19 protein-coding genes and 1 pseudogene are annotated in these 23,071 nt (G+C 69.5%); 6 read left to right on the top strand and 14 right to left on the bottom strand.

The genetic code is table 11. The features are described from left to right. Positions 1–27: 27 nt before the first annotated feature. Positions 28–687: a response regulator transcription factor gene (locus tag H7F38_RS10555; RefSeq protein WP_187094007.1), complete on the bottom strand. Its 660-nt coding sequence runs from the start codon at positions 685–687 to the stop codon at positions 28–30. After that, positions 684–2,099 (bottom strand): ATP-binding protein, encoded by a 1,416-nt coding sequence (locus H7F38_RS10550; RefSeq protein WP_255498327.1) that lies wholly within the window; start codon positions 2,097–2,099, stop codon positions 684–686. Before H7F38_RS10550 ends, H7F38_RS10555 begins: the two co-directional genes overlap by 4 nt. A 338-nt stretch (positions 2,100–2,437) precedes the next feature. Between H7F38_RS10550 and H7F38_RS10545 the strand changes: the two genes are divergently transcribed. Together H7F38_RS10545 and H7F38_RS10540 are read left to right on the top strand one after the other, a co-directional pair. Beyond that, complete coding sequence (locus H7F38_RS10545) at positions 2,438–4,024, top strand: PspC domain-containing protein (protein ID WP_187094006.1); 1,587 nt, start codon at positions 2,438–2,440, stop codon at positions 4,022–4,024. Continuing rightward, positions 4,017–4,226: a hypothetical protein gene (locus tag H7F38_RS10540; RefSeq protein ID WP_187094005.1), complete on the top strand. Its 210-nt coding sequence runs from the start codon at positions 4,017–4,019 to the stop codon at positions 4,224–4,226. Before H7F38_RS10545 ends, H7F38_RS10540 begins: the two co-directional genes overlap by 8 nt. Positions 4,227–4,575: 349 nt before the next feature. Here the strand turns inward: H7F38_RS10540 and H7F38_RS10535 are convergent, their stop codons facing one another. From H7F38_RS10535 to H7F38_RS26635, 4 genes and pseudogenes are all read right to left on the bottom strand, one after another. Next, positions 4,576–5,766 (bottom strand): multidrug effflux MFS transporter, encoded by a 1,191-nt coding sequence (locus H7F38_RS10535; protein ID WP_255498326.1) that lies wholly within the window; start codon positions 5,764–5,766, stop codon positions 4,576–4,578. Between the two features lie 47 nt (positions 5,767–5,813). Next, the gene (gene guaA / locus H7F38_RS10530) at positions 5,814–7,406 is read right to left on the bottom strand and encodes a glutamine-hydrolyzing GMP synthase (protein ID WP_255498325.1); all 1,593 of its coding nucleotides are present in this window, start codon (positions 7,404–7,406) and stop codon (positions 5,814–5,816) included. Between the two features lie 180 nt (positions 7,407–7,586). After that, positions 7,587–8,297: a TetR/AcrR family transcriptional regulator gene (locus H7F38_RS10525; protein WP_187094004.1), complete on the bottom strand. Its 711-nt coding sequence runs from the start codon at positions 8,295–8,297 to the stop codon at positions 7,587–7,589. A gap of 104 nt (positions 8,298–8,401) precedes the next feature. Then, positions 8,402–9,863, bottom strand: a pseudogene (locus tag H7F38_RS26635) (MFS transporter). 220 nt (positions 9,864–10,083) lie between these two features. Between H7F38_RS26635 and H7F38_RS10515 the strand changes: the two are divergent. From H7F38_RS10515 to H7F38_RS10505, 3 genes are all read left to right on the top strand, one after another. Beyond that, positions 10,084–10,368: a DUF4031 domain-containing protein gene (locus tag H7F38_RS10515; RefSeq protein WP_187094003.1), complete on the top strand. Its 285-nt coding sequence runs from the start codon at positions 10,084–10,086 to the stop codon at positions 10,366–10,368. Positions 10,369–10,519: 151 nt separating this feature from the next. Continuing rightward, on the top strand, positions 10,520–11,032 hold the full coding sequence (locus tag H7F38_RS10510) for an RNA polymerase sigma factor (protein ID WP_222618582.1): 513 nt from the start codon (positions 10,520–10,522) through the stop codon (positions 11,030–11,032). After that, positions 11,029–12,237, top strand: coding sequence for a hypothetical protein (locus H7F38_RS10505; protein ID WP_187094002.1), 1,209 nt, complete (start codon positions 11,029–11,031; stop codon positions 12,235–12,237). Before H7F38_RS10510 ends, H7F38_RS10505 begins: the two co-directional genes overlap by 4 nt. Positions 12,238–12,331: 94 nt before the next feature. On the opposite strand, the gene nagA is transcribed toward H7F38_RS10505, so the two are convergent. From nagA to H7F38_RS10470, 7 genes are all read right to left on the bottom strand, one after another. Next, the gene (gene nagA, locus H7F38_RS10500; protein ID WP_187094001.1) at positions 12,332–13,486 is read right to left on the bottom strand and encodes an N-acetylglucosamine-6-phosphate deacetylase; all 1,155 of its coding nucleotides are present in this window, start codon (positions 13,484–13,486) and stop codon (positions 12,332–12,334) included. Continuing rightward, the gene (locus H7F38_RS10495) at positions 13,483–14,403 is read right to left on the bottom strand and encodes an ROK family protein (RefSeq protein ID WP_222618581.1); all 921 of its coding nucleotides are present in this window, start codon (positions 14,401–14,403) and stop codon (positions 13,483–13,485) included. The genes nagA and H7F38_RS10495 overlap by 4 nt, the downstream gene beginning before the upstream one ends. Positions 14,404–14,608: 205 nt before the next feature. Next, positions 14,609–15,736 (bottom strand): GuaB3 family IMP dehydrogenase-related protein, encoded by a 1,128-nt coding sequence (locus tag H7F38_RS10490; RefSeq protein ID WP_187094000.1) that lies wholly within the window; start codon positions 15,734–15,736, stop codon positions 14,609–14,611. 147 nt (positions 15,737–15,883) lie between these two features. Next, complete coding sequence (gene guaB / locus H7F38_RS10485) at positions 15,884–17,395, bottom strand: IMP dehydrogenase (RefSeq protein ID WP_187093999.1); 1,512 nt, start codon at positions 17,393–17,395, stop codon at positions 15,884–15,886. Between the two features lie 100 nt (positions 17,396–17,495). Beyond that, positions 17,496–18,767: a hypothetical protein gene (locus H7F38_RS10480; RefSeq protein ID WP_187093998.1), complete on the bottom strand. Its 1,272-nt coding sequence runs from the start codon at positions 18,765–18,767 to the stop codon at positions 17,496–17,498. Then, entirely contained in the window at positions 18,767–19,369 is a 603-nt protein-coding gene (locus tag H7F38_RS10475) for a sigma-70 family RNA polymerase sigma factor (RefSeq protein ID WP_187093997.1), read from the bottom strand. The genes H7F38_RS10480 and H7F38_RS10475 overlap by 1 nt, the downstream gene beginning before the upstream one ends. A gap of 93 nt (positions 19,370–19,462) precedes the next feature. Then, positions 19,463–20,059, bottom strand: a complete 597-nt coding sequence (locus H7F38_RS10470) for a response regulator transcription factor (RefSeq protein WP_187093996.1) — start codon at positions 20,057–20,059, stop codon at positions 19,463–19,465. Between the two features lie 600 nt (positions 20,060–20,659). Here H7F38_RS10470 and H7F38_RS10465 point away from each other — a divergent pair. Continuing rightward, positions 20,660–20,947: a WhiB family transcriptional regulator gene (locus H7F38_RS10465; RefSeq protein WP_187093995.1), complete on the top strand. Its 288-nt coding sequence runs from the start codon at positions 20,660–20,662 to the stop codon at positions 20,945–20,947. 460 nt (positions 20,948–21,407) lie between these two features. On the opposite strand, the gene groL is transcribed toward H7F38_RS10465, so the two are convergent. Next, positions 21,408–23,036 (bottom strand): chaperonin GroEL, encoded by a 1,629-nt coding sequence (groL, locus tag H7F38_RS10460; protein ID WP_187093994.1) that lies wholly within the window; start codon positions 23,034–23,036, stop codon positions 21,408–21,410. Between the last annotated feature and the right edge of the window lie 35 nt (positions 23,037–23,071).

The following is a 23,071-nucleotide window of genomic DNA, read 5'->3' as shown; positions in this document are numbered from 1 at the left end:
CGGGCCGGCCGATCCGCGCAGCGGTCGTCAGACCAGACGACGGTCGGTGGCCCAGCGGCTCAGTTCGTAGCGGTTGGACTTCTGCGTCTTGCGGAGGACGGCCGAGACGTGGGTCTCCACGGTCTTCACCGAGATGAACAACTGCGACGCGATCTCCTTGTAGGCGTAGCCACGGGCCAACAACTTGAGCACCTCCCGCTCGCGCGGCGAGAGCATGTCCAGTTCGGGATCGGAGACCGGCGCCCCCCCCGGACGGTCGGAGAACGCGTCCAGCACGAACCCGGCCAGTCGCGGCGAGAAGACCGCATCCCCGCCCGCGACCCGGACCACGGCGTCGGCCAGGTCCCGACCGGAGATCGTCTTGGTGACGTAGCCGCGGGCGCCGGCCCTGATCACGTTGATCACATCCTCGGCGGCATCGGAGACGGACAGCGCCAGGAACACGACCTGCGGCAGCTTGCGATGGACCTGTTCGAGCACGGCCCGCCCACCGCCGTCGGGCATGTGCACGTCCAGCAGGACCACGTCCGGCGGATCCGAGGTGATCCGCACGACAGCCTCGCCCACCGACCCGGCCTCGCCCACCACCCGGATCCGGTCGTCGCCCAGACCACCGAGTTCGGCCTTCACCCCGGTCCGGAAGAGTTCGTGGTCATCGACGAGGAACACCGTGACGGGGCCCGTCATACCGAGTCCTCCCCGGCCGACACGGACACGCCCGACCCCGACACACCCGACCCGGACACACCCGACCCGGGCCCGGGCGCGGACCTGACTGCGATCGGCATCTGCAGCTCCACTTCGGTGCCCTCCCCTGGTGTCGAGCGCACGACGGCCCTGCCACCGTGCCGCTCCATCCTCCCCCGGATCGACTCGGCCAGACCCCTCCGGTCGGGACCGATCGCCGACACGTCGAACCCGCAGCCCCGATCCCGGACGAAGACGGAGGCCGTTCCGTTCTCGATCTCGGCGTAGACGCTGACCTCCGGCGCCCCGGAGTGGCTGGCCGCATTGACCATTGCCTCCCGGGCAGCGGCCAGCAGGGCAACCAGGTGTTGGTCCATCACCGTGTCACCGACCACGACGGGCGCCACGGCCACCGCGTAGGTGTCCTCGACGTCCCCGGCCGCCTCGGCCAGGGTCACGGCGAAAGTTCCTTCAGGGGGCGCACTCTCGCCGTGCGGAGAGGCATATCCGGCCGGGCCGTACAGCCAGGTCCGCAGCTCCCGCTCCTGACGCCGGGCCAACCGGAGCACCTCGCGCGGATCCTCGGCCTTGTTCTTGATCATGTTCAGCGTCTGCAGCACTGAATCGTGCAGGTGCGCGGCGATCTCGGCCCGCTCGCGCTCCCTCATGCGGCCCTGACGTTCGTTGGCGAGATCGCGCACCAGCCGCACCCACCAGGGCACGGTGATGACAGCGACCCCGACGAGGGTCAGCAACACGGCGATCAACGCGGACCGGACAGCGGTGAAGTCGAGCTGGCCCAGTGCGAAGACCGAGAGACCGCCGATCACCAGCGCTGCGCCGCCGGCGACCCGCCAGACCGTTCCCCGGCTGGGGCCGACGATGCCGGCAGCCGTCTTGCGCCAGCGGGCGCGACGGGCCTCGTCCGCCTCCCGCCAGATGAACGCACCGCCCAGCGCCGCCAGGCCGAGCGGCCCGAGCACCCAGCCCAGCACCTGACCCAGCCCGAGCGCGGTGGCGACGATCATCAGCGCGACCCCCAGCGCCGCAACGCCGACCGCCTGACGGCGCTCCACCGTCCCCTGCCCGGACAGTTGCCCCTGCCCGGTTTCCGGTCGGGGCGGAACGAAGATCCACAGCAGCGCGTAGGCCAGCACGCCGGCCCCGGCGAACACCGCCATCAGTGCGAAGGCGATCCGGACGGCCAACACGGGGACGCGCAGGTGGTCCGCCAGGCCGGCAGCCACCCCGCCGACGATCGAACCGTCGCGACGCCGCATCAGTCGCGGGATTCCGTCCGGAGTCAGTTCGACGTCGTCCTCGAAGGCGCGCCGGCCCGCGCTCCACGGGCCGGGTTCGGCGACCGACTGCGCTCGATCTGCAGGAACGGCGTCACCCGCCGGACCTGTCACATCTGCCGGATCCCCCGGGCCTGCCGGGTCCCCCGGACCTGACACGTCTGACGGACCCGACGGGCTCGACAGATCTGACGGGCCACGATCCATCGGCGGCCCGGTCACGCGGTCGCTCTCGGTCACGCCCCCGCTCTCGGTCACGCCCCCGCTCTCGGCCGAGCCGTCGTCGTGGGCCGCGCCCGTGGCCGGGACCGGCCGGCGGGCGGGGTTCTGGAAGCTCACTACTTCAGGGTCACACGTCCGGCCGCCAGCGGGTATGGGGGATGACCCTGAGCGCGGGAAACCAGGGTGATCCCCGATGGTGCGCCGGCCGCACCAACGGCAGAGTTGCCCACATGACCGATCAGTGGAATCACGGCACCGGCGCGGCCGACACCCAGGAGCCCGACAACCTTCGTTCGCGCAACGACCGATGGATCCGGCGGCCGCGGCGTTCGACCGGCGACCGCAAGATCGCCGGAGTGGCGGGCGGTCTCGGTCGGGCCTTCGGCGTCGACCCCGTCCTGATCCGGGTCGCCTTCGTCATCCTGACGATCTTCGGCGGGTTCGGCGGGTTGCTGTACGTCCTCGGGTGGCTGCTGCTGCCGGCCGACGGTGACGAGGTCTCGGCCGCCGAGGCGCTGCTGGGACGGGGCCGTTCCTCGGTTCCACCCGCGCTGGCCGTCGGGCTGGGGGCGGTCGCCGTCATCGCCACCTTCTCCACGTTCTCCTGGGGTCTGCCGTTCCTGCCCCTGGCCATCGGCGGCGCTATCGTCCTGACAATCATGCGCAAGCGCGGGCGGCTGCGTCACCGTGACTGGAAACAGGGCTACCAGTGGCCGGCAGACCGTGGCATCGACCATCAGAACGACTGGACCCGGCGCACGGACGAGCGGGTCCGCCGCGCCACCGAGCAGGCACAACAGTGGGCCGAACAGGCCAGGTTCGCCGGCGAGCAGGCCAGACGAGCCGGCCGCGCCGCCCGCTGGGGTGCTTCCGGATACGGACCCCGCGGTCGCGGCGCCTGGGCCGGCGGGCAGGGTTGGGGTGCCCCCACCGGTGGCAGGTCGCCGTTCGAGCAACCGGCTTTCTGGGATGAGCCGGTGGCCTCCACCAGGGTCGAGGGCTCGCCCTCCAGACCGGCCGATGCTGTCGACCTGACGAAGCCGTCGACGCCCGCTCCGGCTCGGGACAGCGCCCGCGATCCGTTCGACGACCAGCACGGCGGCTCCTTCGCGCGCACCACCCCGCCCGCCTGGGACCCGTTGGGGGTCGCTCCGTTCGCCTGGGATCTCCCCGAACCGACGCCGCTCGCCCCGCCGTCGACCGAGGTGTCCGGACGCGGCGGAACGATCGCAAGGGTGGCGCTCGGCGCAACACTGTTGGTCGGCGCAGTAACGACCACCGGCGTCTTCGCCGGCTGGTGGGCCCTGACCTGGGCCCAGGTGTCGGGCCTCGCCCTGGGCGTCCTGGCTCTGGGCCTGCTGGTCTCCGCCCTGCGGGGTCGGGGGTACTCGCTGATCGGGCCAGGAATCTTCCTGTCCCTGGTCACGATGGCCCTGGCCGTGACTGGCATCAGCGGAACGAACGGCTACGGGGTGAGCACGGTGACGCCGACGTCCTTGCCACAGAGCACGCAGTACTCGGCCAACGCCGGGCAGCTCACGGTGGACCTGTCCAAGATCAGGATTTCCCGGGGCGCCGACAAGACGGTGACCGTCGATCTCAACGGCGGCCACGCCGTCGTCATCGTGCCGAAGAGCATGAACGTCAACGCGACGTGCACTGCGCACGTCGGCCACGTGGACTGCCTCGGCCGGCCGGACGATGGCGTCAGGGCGGAAGCCACCAACACGGGCGGCCCCGGCGCCGACAAATCCGGCACGTTGAACGTCACGGTCGAGGTCAGCGCCGGTGTGGCGGAGGTGATCACGGGTGCCTGACACCACTGCTCCGGCCCGCCGCGGGGTGAACGTCATCGGCGTGGCGATGTCCGTGTTCTTCCTCGTGGTGGCATCGGTGGGCCTGACCGGGAACCCCTGGTGGTTGTTCGACGCCGGGGCGAAGTGGATCGTTGCCGGGGTCGTCGCGCTGATCGGCCTCGGGTTGCTGGCCACCGCCCTTCCCGGCCGTCGTCGCCCCTGAGCCGTGGGAATGACGGCCTTCATCCAGCTGTTAAGATGGGACGCCGGCCCTGGATGCGTAGGTGGTTTCCATCGGCAGACGGCGCCCTTGTGGCGCGGCAGTCGAGCACGGGCGATGCGAAGGGTTCGATTCCCTTCGACGGCACCACCAGGCTGGGGGATCCAGTCTCGCAAATGGTCCGGACACGAGGGCGTCCGGGCCATTTGCGTTCGCGCACGGGCGCTCTGGGCGCTCACGGGTCTGAAGCGCCGGCTCGTATGACTCCCGACCACCTCGTATGACGCTCGAGCGTCAGACGAGCGCGCCGACGGTGCTACGAGCATCCGACGGTGCGACGAGCGCTACCAGGTCAGGCTGATGCTCTCGTCCGGACGACACCGGCCCGGGAGGTGGAACGCACGGCCATCCACAGCGCGGCGACCGCGATCAGAGCTGCGCCGAGGGCGGTGAAGGCCAGGGCGGTTCCGGCGGTCCGGTCGCCGAACCCCACCAGCCGGGAGGTCACCGCACCGAGGGCGAACTGGAAGGCCCCGAACAGGGCCGACGCCGCCCCGGCGATGTTCCGGTGCAGATCCATGGCCAGCACCGAGGAGTGCGGCAGGGCGAATCCGGCCGAGGACACCATGACGAACAGCGACACCAGGATCGGGGCCAGCCCCATCCCGGACAGCAACACCGTCGTGAGCATGGCCGTCCCGAACAGGCACTGCCCCACCCCCCATTTCAGCAGGGCCACGGAGCTGTGACGTAGCAACAGGTATCGGCTCAGCGTGCTCATCGCGACGATGCCGAAGGCGTTGGCGGCGAAGCAGAACGAGAACACCTGGGGCGAGAGGTGGAACCCGTCCTGCAGCAGGAACGGCGAGGCCGAGATGTACCCGAACATCGCCGCCGACACCATCGCCCCGGCGATGACGTAACCGAGGAACGCCCGGTCCGCCAACAATTGCCCGAAGACCCGGGCGGTCCCGGAAATGCCTGCGGAGGAACGCTTCTCGGGCGGGAGCGACTCACGGACGAACAGCAGGGTCAGCACCACCAGGACGACGCCGACGGCGGTCAGCACCCAGAACACCGTCCGCCAGGTACCGACCCGCAGGATCTGGGCGCCGAACACCGGCGCCATGATCGGGGCCAGCCCGTTGATCGCCGCGATGGTGGAGAAGTACGAGGCAGCGGCCTTTCCCGCAAACCGGTCCGCGACAATGGCCCGGCACAGAACGATCCCGGCGGCACCGGCCGCACCCTGCAGTAGCCGCAACACGATCAGCAGCGTCATCGACGTCGTCACCGCGCACAGCGCCGACGTCAGGATGAACAGCGTCAGCCCGACGAGCAACGGCCCGCGGCGGCCGAGCCGGTCCGAGAACGGCCCGACCACCAGTTGACCGACCCCCAGCCCGACGATGCAGGCGGACAGCGAGAGCTGGGCCGCGCCCGCGGTCGAGGACAACGAGACCGACAACTCCGGCAGGGACGGCAGGTACATGTCCATGCACAGGGGGCCGAACGCCGACAGTGCGCCCAGAGTGACCAGCAACCAGATGCTCCCCCGGCCGTCGGACCCTCGCGCAGCGCGGCCGGCGGCTATTCCCACTCGATGGTCCCCGGCGGCTTGCTCGTCACATCCAGCACCACCCGGTTGACCTCCGGCACCTCGCCGGTGATCCGTCCGGAGATCTTCGCGAGCAGGTCGTAGGGCAACCGTGACCAGTCGGCCGTCATCGCGTCCTCGCTGGACACCGGGCGCAGCACGATCGGATGACCGTAGGTACGGCCGTCACCCTGGACGCCGACGCTGCGGACATCCGCCAACAGGACGACCGGGCACTGCCAGATCTCGCCGTCGACACCGGCCGCCGTCATCTCCTCGCGGACGATGGCATCGGCCGCCCGCAGGATCTCCAGGCGATCGAAGGTCACCTCGCCGATGATCCGGATCCCCAGTCCGGGGCCTGGGAACGGGTGCCGACCGACGATTGCGGCGGGCAGGCCCAGCTCGTGTCCGAGCAGCCGCACCTCGTCCTTGAACAGCGTCCGCAGGGGCTCGACCAGCGAGAACATCAGGTCATCCGGCAGGCCACCGACATTGTGATGGGACTTGATCGTCGCCGTTCCGGTGCCGCCGCCGGACTCCACGACGTCCGGGTAGAGGGTGCCCTGCACCAGGTACTTGACCCCGCCCTCCTCGGCGGACACCTGGGCGGCGGCCTGCTCGAACACCCGGATGAACTCGCGGCCGATGATCTTGCGTTTCGTCTCCGGGTCCGAGACGCCGGCCAGCGCGCCGAGGAATCGCTCGGAGGCATCGATGGTGATGAGCTTGATCCCGGTGGCTGCGACGTAGTCCTTCTCGACCTGCTCGCGCTCGCCCCTGCGGAGCAGTCCGTGGTCTACGAACACGCAGGTCAACTGATCACCGACGGCCCGGTGCACCAGAGCGGCCGCCACCGCGGAGTCGACGCCGCCGGAGAGCCCGCAGATGACCTTGTCGGATCCGACCTTGGCCCTGATCAGCTCCACCTGTTCGGTGAGGATCTCGGTGGCGGTCCAGTCGGGGGAGATGCCGGCCACCTGGTGCAGGAACCGGCGCAGCACCTCCTGGCCCTGTTCGGAGTGCAGCACCTCGGGGTGGTACTGCACGCCGGCCAGACGACGGTCGATGTTCTCGAAGGCGGCGATCGGGGTGTCGGCAGTGGACGCGATGACGGCGAACCCAGGCGGCGCAACGGCCACCGAGTCGCCGTGGCTCATCCAGACCCCGAGCGTCTCCGGAAGCCCCTGCAGCAGTGACGATCCGGGGTCGGTGACCGTCAGCTGGGTGGCGCCGTACTCTCGGCGTCCGGTCTTGTCGACCCGGCCCCCCAGCGCGGTGGCCATCACCTGGAATCCGTAGCAGATCCCGAAGATCGGGACCCCAGAAGTGAAGAGGTCGACGTCCAGCCCCGGTGCGTTCTCGGCGTAGACGCTCGACGGGCCGCCCGACAGGATGATGGCGGCCGGTGACCTGGCCAGCATGTCCGCCGCGGACATCGACGACGGCACGATCTCGGAGTAGACGGCCGCCTCCCGGACCCGGCGGGCGATCAACTGGGCGTACTGGGCACCGAAGTCCACCACCAACACGGGATGGGCCTCGAGGTCGTTGACGGGCGGCGGTGGTGTCGCGGACGCTGTCACGGTGCTGCCTTTCGGGTAGGGCCGGTGTCGGCACACGGATGGTGCTGGCGTGTGCGAACCGGTCCCTCCCTGGGCTTTTGTCCCGGAGGTGTGACGCCCGCGGCAACCTCACCGCGAGTGCTTGTGGCGCTCGGACCAGCCTCTGAACCTCCAGAGCGGAACCCTAGCCACCGTCGTCGGTCAGCTCGGCAGAACTGTATCCGATCCTGCGGAACGCGAACGCGGACGGTGCCACCGGTCCATCGCCAGGTCGATCTGCTCCGGTGCGAGCGGTGGCACCGTGATGCGGCGTCGGGGGATGTCCTCGGCGAACACGCCGTCCATCAAGAAGTCCAGGTAACGACGCCAGAGGTCGGGAGCCAGCGGTCCGGCGTAGTCGCTGACGCCACCGATCGTGACGAGCAGGATCGGGATGTCGGCGGCGGTGAACTCCGGCCGGAGCACGCCGGCCGCCCTGGCCCGTTCGACGATCCGATTCGCGATGGGCTCCAGGCGCTCCCGGAAGGCGGTCGCACCCGGCATCCCGTGGTTGGCATGCACCAACTCGCGCATGCCCCGGTCCCTGGCCTGGAGTTCGCAGGCCTGGTAGAGGAAGGTTTCCAGGGCCTGACGGGGGTCCGGGAGCAGTTCGGCCCGGCGCATGTGCTCGGTCACCTGCTCGATCCGGTTCTCGAACAGGGCTCGGAGCAACGCCTGCTTGCTGTCGAAGTGGCGATAGGCCGTCGCCACTCCGACGCCGGCCTGCCGGGCGACCTCGTCGAGCGTGACGTCGGCGCCGCGCTCGGCGAACACCTCGTCGGCGGCAGTCAGCAGCAGCTCGCGGTTGCGCGCGACGTCCTTGCGCACGGCCCTCGCCGGAGCCTGATCGGCAGTCGCGCTGCTGCTGTTCATCGCCATTCCTCTCGAGGCTTCCTTGCCTGTCGCCACCGTGCCGACCACACCGGACGGCCGACCACCGGACGGCCGACCACCGGATTGCCGGCCACCACACAGGTCTACACGTGGACGATCTCGACGTCCGGATCCATCACCGGGACCTCGGGCCGCAGGATGATGGCGCAGAGCACCCCTCCTGCGGCGAAGATACCCGCAGCCCACCAGAAGGCGGTGGTGTAGCCGTGCAGCGCGGCGGTCGCGGCGGCGCCCTTCCCCTCGGCCGCGTGGCTGACGAGATAGCTGGTGACGGCGCTCGCGGCGAGCGTGTTGAGCAGCGCAGTGCCGATGGATCCGCCGATCTGCTGGCTGGTGTTCACCATCGCGGAGGTGACGCCGGCGTCCTCGGTGTGTACCCCCGCGGTGGCCAGGCTCATCGCGCTGGAGAAGACCAGACCGATTCCGACGCCCATCACCACCGTGCCCGGGAGTACGTGCAGCGCGAAGTCGGACGTCAGCCCGATCTCGGTGAGCAACGCCATCCCGACCGCGGCGATCAGCATGCCGGAGCCGATGATCCAGCGTGGACCGACCCTGGTGGCCAGGAAGGAGCTGCCGACGGTCGAGGACAACATGATGCCGGCCGTCATCGGCAGGAACGACACACCGGTCAGCACGGCGCTGTACCCCAGCGAGGCCTGCAGGTAGTAGGTGAGGAAGAGGAAGACACCGAACATCCCGATGCCCACCACGAAGATGGCCAGGTAGGAACCACCGCGATTCCGGTCCGTCAGGATGCGGAGCGGCAGCAGCGGGTGGGGGCTGCGGGTCTGGATGGCCAGGAAGGCACCGAGCAGCACGACCCCGGCGATCAGGAACCCGACCGTGGTGGCACTGGCCCAGCCGCCGATCTCGGCATGAGAGAAGCCGTAGACCAGGGAGAACAGTCCGGCTGACACCGTGCCGATGCCCGGGGATGTCGAGCTTCGGACGGTGCTCGGCGCGCTGGTTCTGCAACCACGCCATGCCGCCGACGAAGGCCGCAGCAGCGAAGATCAGGTTGATGTACATGCACCAGCGCCACGACAGGTACTCGGTCAGCACCCCGCCGAGCAGCAGTCCGACGGCCGCGCCGCCGCCGGCGATCGCGCCGTAGACGCCGAAGGCCTTGGCCCGTTCCCTGGGGTGGGTGAACGTGGTGGTCAGCAGCGAGAGCGCGGCGGGGGCCAACATGGCACCGAATGCTCCCTGCACAGCGCGGGCGGTGACCAGCATGCCGAACCCGTCTGCCGCACCACCCACGGCCGACGCGAGGGCGAACCCGACCAGTCCGATCAGGAACATCCGTTTGCGCCCCAACAGGTCTGCGAGTCGCCCACCGAGCAGCAGCAGGCTTCCGAAGGCCAGTGAATACGCGGTGACGATCCACTGCCGGTTGCCGTCGGAGAATCCGAGGGCGTGCTGGGCGGAGGGCAGGGCGATGTTCACCACCGTGCCGTCGAGCACCACCATCAACTGCGCGATGCCCAGGACGACCAGGATCAGCCAACGTCGGTCGTGGTGCGGGTTCTCGCTCGTCTTCATCAGAGACGAACGGTCGATCTGGGTGCTGGTCATCGGGGTCTCCTGTCAAAAAAGGGAGCTTGCTAATCCGTTTCAAGCACGAACTATCCGGTGAAACGGGACACAATGATCCGTTTTAGCTGTCGGATCTGTCACACCGAGGGCCGATGCGTCGGGGCCGGACCTTCCCGGCCTGGCTGGTGAGCGATCGCGCGAGCGGGGCAGGGCAGAATCGGTCGGTATGACCATCCTGATCGACCCGCCGCGCTGGCCCGCCCACGGCCGGTTGTGGGCGCACCTGGTCAGTGACGCGTCCTACGCGGAACTCCACTCGTTCGCTTCGTCGCAGGGTCTCCCGGAACGCGGCTTCGACCACGACCACTACGACGTTCCGCAAGAACGCTACGATCTGCTCGTCTCGGCCGGGGCCGTGCCCGTCGACAGCCGGGAACTCCTACGCCGCATCACTTCCGCCGGTCTTCGACGCCCGAAGCGGGACCGCCGCGCCGGTACCCGGAACCCGTAGCGTCCGGCACCCGCGAGGCCCGGCACCCGCAGCGCCCGGCACCCGCAGCGTCCTGCAGAGTGCGGCCTATAGGCCGCACTCTGCAGGACGTCCGCGGTGCCCGAGCTCAGCAGGCACTCAACCAAACGGATCAGGGCGGGGTAGACAAGGTGTGGAGACCACACTGACGGGGGCGAAGCCGGTGAAGCGTGCGATCGGCGCCGGCGACTTCACCGAGTGGGTGACGCCCCATCTGCCGGCGATGCGCCGGCTCGCGTTGCGGATGAGTGGGGCATCAGATCGCGACGACGTCATCCAGGAATCGCTCGCCGCCGCCTGGCGGAAGTGGTCCTCCTACGACGCGACGCGAGGCACTCCTCCGTCATGGCTGCTGGCCATCGTGGCCGACCAGGCTCGCAAGCTCCAGCGACGTCGCCTGCCCATCCCGACGAGGTCGCCGCTGGACGACGCCGCTCTGGCCGACCACCCGGCCGACATCGACCTCGAGCGGGCGATTGCCACCCTGGCTGCACGACAACGACTTGCCGTGGAGCTCTACTACTTCCTGGGACTGCCGGTGGCCGAGGTCGCGGCCACGATGACTTGTTCGGTCGGCACCGTGAAGGCCACGCTCTCCCAGGCCCGGGCACGTCTGCATGACGAGTTGGGAACAGAGTTCCGATGACCGAACCCATTGACGATCGTCTCCAGGACTACGCGGCGCGGTGGAATGCCGAGCATCCGGAGGAGGACGATCTTCCTCTCTGTGACGCCCTGCGGTTCGCGGGCGGAACGACACGGCCGCGGCGGATGGTGCCGCTGGTGGCGGCGGCGGCCGCCGTTGCCCTGCTCGTCGGTGGGGGTGTCTGGGTGACTCGGCACCACGCAACCGACCCGGCAACTGCGCCACCTCCCGCTGCATCGACCGGGCCGGTGGCGTCCACCACGCCGGCTACCTCAACACCCGCACGCACGACCGATCCGGCCACCACGGCGACCTGGACCTCCGCCGTGCCAGGGTCGACCGGGAGGCTGACCCCGGTCGCAACGGTCGCCACGCCGACGCCGCTGGGTGCATCTGCCGGGACCCGTTCGTGCCAAGGGGCTGACTTCCAGGTCGTCTCGAGTCGGACCGTTCCGCGCGATGACGGATGGCTGTCGACCGCCATCGTTCTCCGGTCGACCGGTCGGTCGGCCTGCGCGCTCCAGCGCGGCTACTTCGTCGGGTCCCTGGTCGACGCGAGGGGCGAACCGTTGCCGATCGACGCGTCTCCGGCCGGTCCCGCCTTCTTCCCGGCGACGCTCCTGGTCCAACCGGGCGACCTGACGTTCGGAACCGTGTCCTGGGCCGCGGTCCGGGGCAAGGCGGCGACGCCCGTCTGGCTGGCAGTTCCCATCGGCGATGGCCGGAACAGCCCACGGGTCTCGCTCGAGGGCGTCGCCATCCCCCCGGATCCGCACGATCCGTCAAACCTCGGCCCGTGGCGCTCCACTGCCTTCGGCCAATGGGAAACCGTCGTCAGACCTGGGAGCCTGGGATCACTCAGCGCGTCGGTGCGGGTGCCGGCCACCGCGGCGCTCGGTCGACCGCTGGCTTACACCGCGACGCTGACGAACCCCACCCGGACCTCCGTATCACTGGCCGGCTGCCCCCGGTTCGTCCAGAGCGCCCAGGTGGTTCCCTGGAAGACGCCGGTCGTCGTGGCATCGAGCGGCCGGCTCAACTGCGCCGGGCTACCCGCCTCGCTGGCGCCGGGGCAGACGGTCACGCTCGAGTTGCAGATCGGAACCACCGGACTGGTGGCCGGTGCCGGCAGCGTAAGCTGGCAACTGCTCGACGACCTGACGCCGGCGCTCACCGCGACGGCAGCAGTTCGCTTCATCGACTGACAGCGGCCCGCACCCCCAACCCGCAACGTCCTGCACAGTGCGGCCTATAGGCCGCACTGTGCAGGACGTCCGCGCGTATCCGGGCATCCCGGCGTCAGGGGCGGCGGTCGTCGTTCCATTCGCCGGAGATCATGACGGCGCGGATGTTCAGATCGGCGTCGGTGACGACCAGGTCGGCGGCTCGGCCGGGTCGGAGGGAGCCGAACCGATCCGCCACCCCCAACAACGTGGCCGGCACCAGTGAGGCGGCGCTGGCCGCCTCGACGAGAGACATCCCCACCTGCTGCACCGCCCGCTTCACCGCCGCCCCCATGGTCAGGGTCGATCCCGCGATGGTGCCGTTCGCCAGACGCGCCTCGCCGCCCGTCACCTGCACGTCGAACGCGCCCAGCCGGTACTGGCCGTCCGCGGCGCAGGTCGCCCCCATGGCGTCGGTGATCAGCGCGATGCGGCCGGGCGCGATCGACCGCAGCAACCGGACGGTCGCGTCATGTAGGTGCACGCCGTCGTTGATCGCCTCCAGCACCACCCCGGCGTCCATCGCCGCACCGATGATCGCCGGATCCCGGTGGTGCAGCGGACGCATTCCGTTGAAGGCGTGCGTGACGAGGTCCGCTCCGACCCGGAAGGCCTGCAGCGCAACGTCGTAGCCGGCATCGGAGTGGCCGACCGCAGCATGAACGCCGTCCGCGACGAGTTGGCGCACCAGGTCGAGGCCGCCGGGGAGCTCGGGTGCGACGGTGACCACCCTGACCGACCCGGCCCCCGCATCGAGAAAGCGTTGCAGCAAAAGCGGATCGGGCATCAACAGCGACGCGGGATCGTGCACCCCCCGACGGTCCACCGAGAGGAAGGGGCCCTCCAGGTGCAGCCCGAGCACGCCCGGATCCGTCGCCGCGTAGGCCGCCGCGACGGCGATGGTGGCCGCCATCTGACCGGCCGGGGCCGTCACCAGTGAGACCAGGGAACGGGTGGTGCCGTTGGCCCGGTGGGTGGCCAGGCCCGTCGCGATCGACGCCGCGCCTTCGTCGAAGGTCGCTCCCCCGCCGCCGTGCACGTGCAGGTCGATGAAGCCGGGCAGCACCAGAAGGCCGGCCAGATCGTAGGTCTGGACGACGACATCGCCGCCCCCCTGGTCCGGCCCGGCCCCGACCGACACGATGCGGCCACCGTCCACGACGACCGTGCCGGATTCCAGGACGCCGTCAGGCGTCACCACGCGTCCGCCCGTCAGGCGCAGGCCGGTCATCGTTTCCCTGCGGTGTCGAGGTGGTCCCACGCACGGAGGGCGGCTCCGAGCACGCCGGCCTCGTCACCGAGCACGCTCAGCGAGATCGGCGGCGCCGGACGGAAGGTCAGGCGCTGCGCCAGGGCGATCTCGAGTGGATCGGTCAGGAGATGACCGGCCAGCGACAACCCACCCCCGATGACGAATCGGCCCGGGTCCATCAGTACCGTGGCCGCGGCCAGCGCATCAGCGAGAGCATCTACCGCTTCGCTCCAGATCTTTTGCGCTGCAGTTTCTCCGGTGCCCACACGATCGGCGATCTCGCGCGCCGAGACCGGCGACGCAGCCGTCAGTGCGGCGTACCGGGAGGAGATGCGGGACGCCGAGGCGATGGCCTCGAGGCACCCGTGATTCCCGCAGTGGCACGGTGGCCCGCCCGGACGCACCACGAGATGCCCGATCTCGCCGGCCAGGCCGGTGGCACCGTCATCGACGACGCCGTCGGTGGCCAGCCCTCCGGCGATCCCCGTCCCGATCGCGAGGAAGAACATCGTTCCGGTGCCGCCTCCCACGCCGCAACGGGCCTCGGCCAGCGCGGCGGTCCGCACATCGTGGGCGAGCACGACGGGCAACCCGGTCCGGTCCTGGATCAGCGCGACGAGCGGGGCATCGACCCAGCCGAGATTCGCTGCGTAGCGGGCGATCCCGGCGGCCGCGTCGACGGTGCCCGGGACGCAGAGCCCGATCGCCCTGACGGTGAAGTCGGTGTGCGCAGCAAGTTCGGCGGCGAGATCGACGATGCCGGCCACCACGGCCGCCGGACCTAGTTCGACGCCGGTCGGCCGCCGGGTCGCCATCAGCACCGCGCCCTGCTCGTCGATCAGCGCCGCCTTGATCGACGTTCCGCCCACATCCAGCGCCACCACGACCTGATCCACGGAGCAGATCGTATCGACCAGGTGCGGCTTCGACCCGCTCCGCCGCCGCTGCGCTCATGAACGTCGCCGTTCTGGGACTGGAGTGACGGAAATGGACCCGATCATGAGCGCCGTGGAAGTTGATCAGCGCGGGGCGGGCCGGGGGCGGGGCGGGGGGGCGGGGCGGGGGGGCGGGGCCGGGGGGGCGGGGGCGGGGCCGGGCGGGTCAGCCGCGAACGGTGAGGCCGACCTTCTGGAACTCCTTCAGGTCGGAGTAGCCGGCCTTGGCCATTGCGCGGCGCAGGGCGCCGAACAGGTTGCTGGTGCCGTCGGCACTGACCGCCGGCCCCAGCAGGAGCTGCTCCAGGGACACGTCGGCGAAACCGCACGGTCCGGCGAAGCCCCGGGGCAGCACCGGATGGGCGGCCGTAGTGGGCCAGAACCAGCCACCGGCCGGTGCCTCCGCGGCCTCGGTCAGCGGCTCGCCCAACATCACCGCGTCGGCACCGCAGGCGATCGCCTTGGCGATGTCGGCGCTCGTGTGCAGATCACCGGCGGCGATGACATGCACGTAGCGGCCGCCGGTCTCGTCGAGATAGGAGCGCCTCGCGGCGGCGGCGTCGGCGATGGCGGTGGCCATCGGGACCGCGATGCCGAGTACGTCGGCGGTCGTCGCATGGGCACCGCTGCCGGTGCCGATGATGATGCCGGCCGCTCCGGTCCGCATCAGGTGGGTGGCGGTCTGATAATTGGTCGCCCCTCCGACGATCACCGGGACATCCAGGTCGGCGATGAAGGACTTGAGGTTGAGCGCCTCGCCACCGACCTGGACGTGCTCGGCGGAGACGATGGTGCCCTGGATGATCAGCATCTCGATGCCGGCGGCGATCGCCTTCGGGGCGAGCGCGGCGGCGTTCTGCGGGGAGAGCCGGATCGCCACCGTCGACCCGCCGTTGCGCAGGGTGCCGATCGCCTCGGCCAGCAGGTCCTCGTCGACGGGGACGGAGTAGGCGGCCTGCAGCTCGGCCAGCACCTCGGTGGCGTCTGCGTCGGGACCCAGCGCCACGATCCCGTCGATCACCTTCTGCGGATCGGCGTGCCGGGCCCAGAGACCCTCGCCGTCGATCACGCCCAGACCGCCGAGCTTGCCGACCGCCGTCGCGACGGCCGGCGAGACCACCGCGTCGCAGGCTGCGGTGAGCAGCGGGATCTCGAACCGGTAGGCGTCGATCTGCCAGGCCGTCGAGACCTGCGACGAGGACCGGGTACGGCGCGACGGCACGATGGCGACGTCGTCCAGCCCGTAGGTGCGGCGGGCCGTCCGGCCCATGCCGATCTCGACGGTCTCGTTCACGTTGTTCTCCAGATGCAGGTAGGGATTTCAGGACTGGACGGCTGCGGTGTGACACGGAGGCGCACATGTGGGACCGTCGACGGTCCTCCACGACCCATCGGGTACCACACCTGCGGGGGAACACCGGAACACCGTGACACGGAGAAACTACCGGTCGAAGTAGTTCGGGGCCTCGGTGGTCATCGTGACGTCGTGCGGGTGCGACTCCTTGAGACCGGCGGCGGTGATCCGCACCAGCTTGGCCTCCTGCAGACGGGAGATGGTGCGCGAACCGGTGTAGCCCATCGCAGCACGCAGACCACCGATCAGCTGGTGGGTCACGTCGGAGAGCTTTCCGCGGTAGGGCACCCGGCCCTCGATGCCCTCCGGCACCAACTTGTCGTCCGAGAGAACGTCGTCCTGGCCGTAGCGCGACTTGGAGTAGGCCTTGACCTCGCCGCGCGACTGCATGGCCCCCAACGACCCCATCCCGCGGTAGGTCTTGTACTGCTTGCCGTTGACGAAGATCAGCTCGCCCGGCGATTCCGAGACGCCGGCCAGCAGCGATCCGAGCATGACCGTGTCCGCCCCCACCGCGATCGCCTTGGCGATGTCGCCGGAGAACTGCAGACCACCGTCACCGATCAGCGGGATGCCGGCCGGGCGGCAGGCCTTCGCCGCCTCGTGGATCGCAGTCACCTGAGGTACGCCGATGCCGGTGACGATGCGGGTGGTGCAGATCGAGCCCGGCCCCACACCGACCTTGACGGCGTCCGCGCCGGCGTCGATCAGGGACTGCGCCCCGGCTCTGGTCGCCACGTTTCCGCCGACGACATCCACATGCCGTCCGACCAGATCCTTCTTCAGCCGGGCGACCATGTCGGCCACGGCGCGCGAATGACCGTGCGCGGTGTCGACGATCAGCACGTCCACCCCGGCGTCGACGAGGCCCATGGCGCGGACGTGGGCCTCGTCGCCCACGCTGACGGCGGCCGCCACCAGCAGGCGCCCGTCACGGTCCTTGGTGGCGTTGGGGTACTGCTCGGTCTTGGTGAAGTCCTTGACGGTGATCAGGCCACGGAGCTTGCCGTCGCCGTCGACCAGGGGGAGCTTCTCGATCTTGTGCTTGCGCAGGAGCCCGAGCGCCACTTCCGCGGTACATCCGACCGGCGCGGTGACCAGGGGCATCGGCGTCATGACCTCCCTGACCGGACGGTCCATGTCGACCTCGAACCGCATGTCACGGTTGGTGATGATGCCGACCAGGTGTCCCTGGGGATCGGTCACCGGGACACCGGAGATGCGGAACATCGCACACATGCCGTCGGCCTCGCCGATGGTGGCGTCGGGCGAGCAGGTGATCGGATCCGTCACCATGCCGGCCTCTGATCGCTTGACGATCTCCACCTGGGTGGCCTGGTTCTCCGGCTGCATGTTGTAGTGCAACACCCCGATGCCACCCTGACGGGCCATCGCGATGGCCATCCGGGATTCGGTGACGGTGTCCATCGCACTGGAGACCAGCGGGATCCTGATCGACACGTTGCGGGTCAGCCGGGTGGTGGTGTCGGCTTCGCTCGGCACCAGGTCAGAGGCGTCCGGCAACAGCAGCACGTCGTCGTAGGTCAGGCCGACGAGGGAGAACTTGTCATCGGTGGGGGCAGCGAAACTGTCAGACATGCAAGGCCTTCCTGGCGATCCTTGCGCCCAGTCTAAGGCGTGTCGTGCACCCGGAACATCGTTCACGATCTGCTGAGCGAGGAACCCGGGCAGCCGATCGTCACTGGCTGGCGACGGCTGGTGCGACCGAGGCGGCATTGGCTCCGGCGGGCGTGGGAGCGGGCGGAGTGGGGGTCGGCGTCGGGAGCGCGGACGTGGTGGACGCCGCCGTCGTCACCGGATCCGTGCTGGCAGCAGTGGGCGGACCGCTTGCACCCGGAGCTGTCGTGACCGGGCCGGTACTGCCGGGATACGGAGTGACCGGAGCGGTCGTGGCCGGCGCTGTCGGACTCGACGGGGCGCTCTGGCCGGACGTGCCCGGGCCGGTCGGGGTGGGTGCCGGATCGGTCGGGTTCGCCGGACGGGTGACCGGGGCGGTGGAACCCGAGCCCGTGACCGGCGGCCGGCCGGGGTCTGCCGACGCGGGCGAACCGGTGCTGCTGGACCGATCAGGGGCGGTCCCGGACGAGGGACCGGGCCCGTTCCCCGGAGCCCGGGACCCGGGAGGGGTGGCGCTGACACCGGTGGTACCGGGTTTCGTCCCGTTTCCGTTCGCCAGGGCCGACGACGCCGCTGCGACAACTGCGGCGGAGGACTCGACGGCCGCCGTCCTGGCCACCGAGGCGCTCGTCATCAGGTTGTGGTAGTCCAGCTCCAGCGACGTCTTCGCCTGGGTCAGCTCGGCCAGACTCACCTTCTCCATCTCGCCGCGGGCCTCGGAAAGCGCATCGATCGCGCTGGCGGGGTTGCCCGAACTCAGCGCCAACTTTGCGGTGGCGATCGAATTCCCGGCGGCGTCCTTGGCCGCGTAGTTGTCGAAACGATCGGAGTCGAGCACCCTGGTCAACGGCCAGAGCACATCGCCCGGCTTGGCCGACTGGGCCCCCACCGCCGCTGAGCCGAACAGCAGCGCCGAGATCGCCACGGCGACCCCCAGCATCGGCTTCAGTGCGCGCCTGGTGTGCTTGACGGCGGGTTGGCGATCGGCCCTGACCGCCTTCCGGACCTGCTCGGCGGTGGGTACCGAAGGCCACTGCGGATCGACGATCTCCGACCGCCAGGTGGCGAGCAACGGGGCCAGCGAACCGGCCGGGAACCCCGACGAGAACTGCTGCGGCATGGTGAAGACATCACCCTGGCCGGCAGCGATGCAGTCCAGGAGCTGGTCGTCGGCGGTGATCAACGTCAGATCATCGACGAAGGCACCCGATGCGGCCAGGTCGACCGGTACCGGATCGGCTGCTGCCCCTCGCGACCGCGACAGACGGGCCGGGGTCATCCGGACCACCGAGGAAGCGCCGGCTGCCGGCTCCGGCGCACTGTGCCGACCCATCAGACCACCTGCTCGAGCAGGCCGATGTCGTGTTCGAGCATCGTGCGCAACTTGGTCAGCGCGCGGTGCTGGGCCACGCGGACCGCCCCGGCCGTCATGCCCAGGGCATCGGCGGTCTCGTCGGCGGACAACCCGACGGCCACGCGCAGGCGCAGGATCTCCTGCTGATTCACCGGGAGGGTGGCCAGCAGGGTCGCCATGGTGTCGGCCACACTGGTCGCGACTGCGTTCTGCTCCGGCCCGAGATCGGTACTCACGGTTTCCGGGATGTCTGCCACCGGAACGGATCTGGAGCGGCCGGCCGCGCGATGGGCGTCCACCACCTTGTGGGCGGCGATGCCGTAGACGAAGGCCAGGAAGGGCCAGCCGTCCCGACGGTACGTGGGCAGAGCTGTGACCACAGCCATGCACACCTCCTGCGCGACATCGTCTGCGGTCGACAGGGACTTGTGACCGGCGGACAGCCGTGAACGGCAGTACCGCACGACGAGTGGATGGATTCGAGCCAGCAGGATTCCCAGAGCGCCGCGATCCCCGCGGACAGCGCTGTCGACGACGGATTCGAATCCGTCGCCTTCAGGTGCATCCTCTACGTGATCCATCGTTGTGACAGGCCTGTCCGTTACAGGGCCGCCCCGAACAGCGGGCAGGACGAGTTGATCCTAGCTGCGCCGCCCGGCCGGCGACATCCCTCTTCAGGCCACGAGTCCGCGGCGGAAGCCCACTGCCACGGCCTGCGCCCGGTCGCGAGCGCCGAGCTTGCGGAAGAGCCGGCGTGCGTGGGTCTTGATGGTGTCCTCGGACAGGAACAGTTCCTTTCCGATCTCACCGTTCGACTGCCCCTGGCTCATCCCCCGGAGCACCTGCAGCTCACGCTCGGTCAACTGCGCCTGACCGTCGACCGCATCGCGCGGCGAAGGAATCCGCGGGCTGGTCAGCGTGTCGGCCAGCGCGGCCACGATCTCCGGTTGCGTCGCGTCCCATCGAAGGAATCCACGGGCGCCACACGCGATGGCGGCGGCGATGGAGGCCGTGTCGTCAGGTGAGCCGAAGACGATCACGACCGCAGAGGGGTGGATCGCCAGCAGCCGGCGGGTCGCCTCGATACCACTGGTCAATGCCCGCTGGGTCCCGATCAGCACCACATCGGCCGCCTCCCGGCCGTACCGGCCGAGCAGCTCGTCGCCACCACCGACGCAGTCGATCGACTGGACGGACGGCACGGAGGCCATCACCCGGTTCAAGCCGTCCCGGGCACTACGGCGCTCATCGCAAATCAGGACGCTGGTCATGCCAACCTCTTTCCGCGTGTTCGCCGGCGATGCGTCGCCGGCGGTCGTCGACCGGACGGGGATGTCGCCCGGTCGAACATCGATGTCTGGAACCAGCATCTTGCAAAGCCCCGACCGGGTAACACCCGTTCGAGTACCGCCGTTCGCCCCAAAATGGATCTCAGAGGCCAAACCATGACACAAAGATGATGAACTTTGACGGAGTGTAGCTGAGACGTAGCTCTGAGTACGTCACAAGGGCTCGTTGATGCTCAATCGTGACCACGGAGCGCACGCAGATTCTCTGATGGGGCCTCCGGTCCACCCGTTCATCACCACGGACGAACGCCCAACCGGGGGAATACGCCCGCCGGCACGGCGCACCGGATCGCCGCGACCCGTGCTTCCAGCCGCTCCGGCGGGGTGAATTCGATCTTCGACGATCCCGGATCGGCTCTTGATGCGCCCGGGCGAAGGGCCTAGGGTCATGATCACAGCAGCGTCGATATCAATGCGGATGCGACCAGATCGTGCTGGGTTCCGGCCTCTGCCAGCACCTGACCGCGAGCTTGCCTTCAACGCGTTCGTCGACGGCGGCGAGCGATGGAGGTGGACAGCACCATGGCCGATACCAGGCGTCTTCCTGGACCGAATGCCGACGTGTGGGACTGGCAACTGCATGCTGCCTGCCGTGGGATGGCGAGTTCCTTCTTCTTCCACCCGGAGGGCGAACGGGGCCCGGCCCGGAGTCGGCGCGAAGCCACTGCGAAGGCCGTCTGCCAGGAGTGCCCCGCCCTGATCGCCTGCAGGGCGCACGCGCTGGAGGTACACGAACCCTACGGAATCTGGGGCGGACTCTCCGAGGGGGAGCGTCAGCAGCTGCTGGATCTGTCCGTCCGGGCCGGCTGACTCCGGCGCACGATCACCGACCGACATCGCTGCGGTGACCGCGGGTGAGCAGGGGTACCTCATCAACTCGTTCGGCACAGTCGGAAGGGCGCTCGTGGTGGCACACCCACTCCGACGCCTGCACCCTGCACTCTTCAGTGGCATGAGGTGAAGGCTAGACGAGCGGGGTCCGCCTGTCACCCCTTCGCGCATTCACGGCGTCACTCCAATAGTTGAAAAAGGTCTCGAACGGAGCCGAATGATGGCGCCTCGACCTGCGAGCTCCGCGCAACGTCATCAATAGGGCCGCGTCCGAGCAGGTAGCCGGGTCATCCGAGTGACGCAAGCCGGACATTCCGCAGGGACGTGACTGAAAGTAGTGGGAGCGACGAAAGCGGGCAGCGCCGTAGATTTCCGGCACTGCCCGCTTCGTCGTCGCCGACCGTTCCGACGTGCCACCCGAGGTGGCGGTGTTCACCGATCAGTGCTGGTGGCCGTGGCCGCCGTGACCGCCGGCCGCGGCCGTCTCCCGCTCCGGGATGTCCGTCACGGTGCTGGCCGTGGTCAGCACCATGCCAGCGATCGACGCCGCGTTCGCGACGGCCGACTTGGTGACCTTCACCGGATCGATGATGCCGGCAGCGATCAGATCGGTGAAGACGTCGCCGGCGGCGTCGTATCCATGACCGACCGGGAGATCGGCGATCTTGTTGACGACCACCGAACCCTCCTGGCCCGCGTTGGCCGCGATCCAGAAGGCGGGCGCGCGAAGGGCCTTGCGGACGATGGCGACACCGGTGCCCTCGTCACCACCCAGTTCGGCCTCGAGCGCATCCAGTTCCAGTGATGCGTGGACCAGCGCCGACCCACCACCGGCGATGATGCCCTCGGCGACCGCTGCCTTGGTGGCGGCCACCGCATCCTCGATGCGGTGCTTGCGTTCCTTGGCCTCGGTCTCGGTGGCGGCGCCGACCTTGATCACGGCGACGCCGCCGGCCAGCTTGGCCAGCCGCTCCTGCAGTTTCTCCTTGTCCCAGTCCGAATCCGTCGCGTCGATCTCGGCCTTGATCTGCGAGACGCGGTCTGCGATGGCCTGCTTGCTGCCGCCGCCGTCGACGATCGTCGTCCCGTCCTTGGTGACGGTGACCCGGCGAACCGAGCCGAGCACCTCCAGTCCGACGTCCTTGAGCTTGAGCCCGACCTCCGGTGAGACGACCTCGGCACCGGTGACGATGGCGAGGTCCTGCATGAAGTTCTTGCGGCGGTCGCCGAAGTACGGCGACTTGACCGCGACGACCTTGAAGGTCTTGCGGATCGCGTTGACCACGAGGGTGGACAGGGCCTCGCCCTCGACGTCCTCGGCCACGATCAACAGCGGCTTCGACTCGGCCAGCACCTTCTCCAGCAGGGGCAGCAGATCCGACAGGGCCGAGATCTTGTCGCGGACCAGCAGGACGCCGGCGTCCTCCAGAACGGCCTCGGCGGCTTCCGGATCCGTAGCGAAATGCGGTGAGATGTAACCCTTGTCGAACTGCACGCCGTCGGTGTACTCGAGCTCGATGGTCTGGCCACCGTGCTCCTCGACGGTGACGACACCGTCGGCGCCGACCTTGTCGATGGCCTCGCCGAGCAGATCGCCGATGTGGGTGTCGCGCGAGGCGATGGTGCCCACCTGGGCGATCGCGGCACGGTCACCGGCCACCGGGGTGGCGCGGGACTCGAGGATCGAGATGACCTTGTCGGCCGCCTTGGAGATGCCGGAGCGCAGCGCCAGCGGGTCGGCGCCGGCGGCCACGTTGCGCAGGCCCTCGGTGACGAGCGCCTGGGCCAGCACGGTGGCCGTCGTCGTGCCGTCGCCGGCGACGTCGTTGGTCTTCGTGGCCGCCGTCTTGGCCAACTGGGCGCCGAGGTTCTCGTTGGCGTCGTCCAGGTCGATCTCGCGCGCAATGGTGACACCGTCGTTGGTGACCGTCGGGCCACCGAACTTCTTGTCCAACACCACATACCGGCCACGCGGGCCGAGGGTGATCTTGACCGCGTCGGCCAGCTTGTCGACGCCGCGCTGCAGCGCCGACCGGGCCTCGGAGTCGAAGCTGATCTGCTTCGCCATGGTTATGCCAGTCCTTCGTCAGATGGTGCGGGAGA

It is taken from the genome of Nakamurella sp. PAMC28650 (genome assembly GCF_014303395.1).
Taxonomy (GTDB): domain Bacteria; phylum Actinomycetota; class Actinomycetes; order Mycobacteriales; family Nakamurellaceae; genus Nakamurella.
Note: the sequence above shows the minus strand (reverse complement) of the source record. Positions and strands in the feature narration are given on the sequence as shown.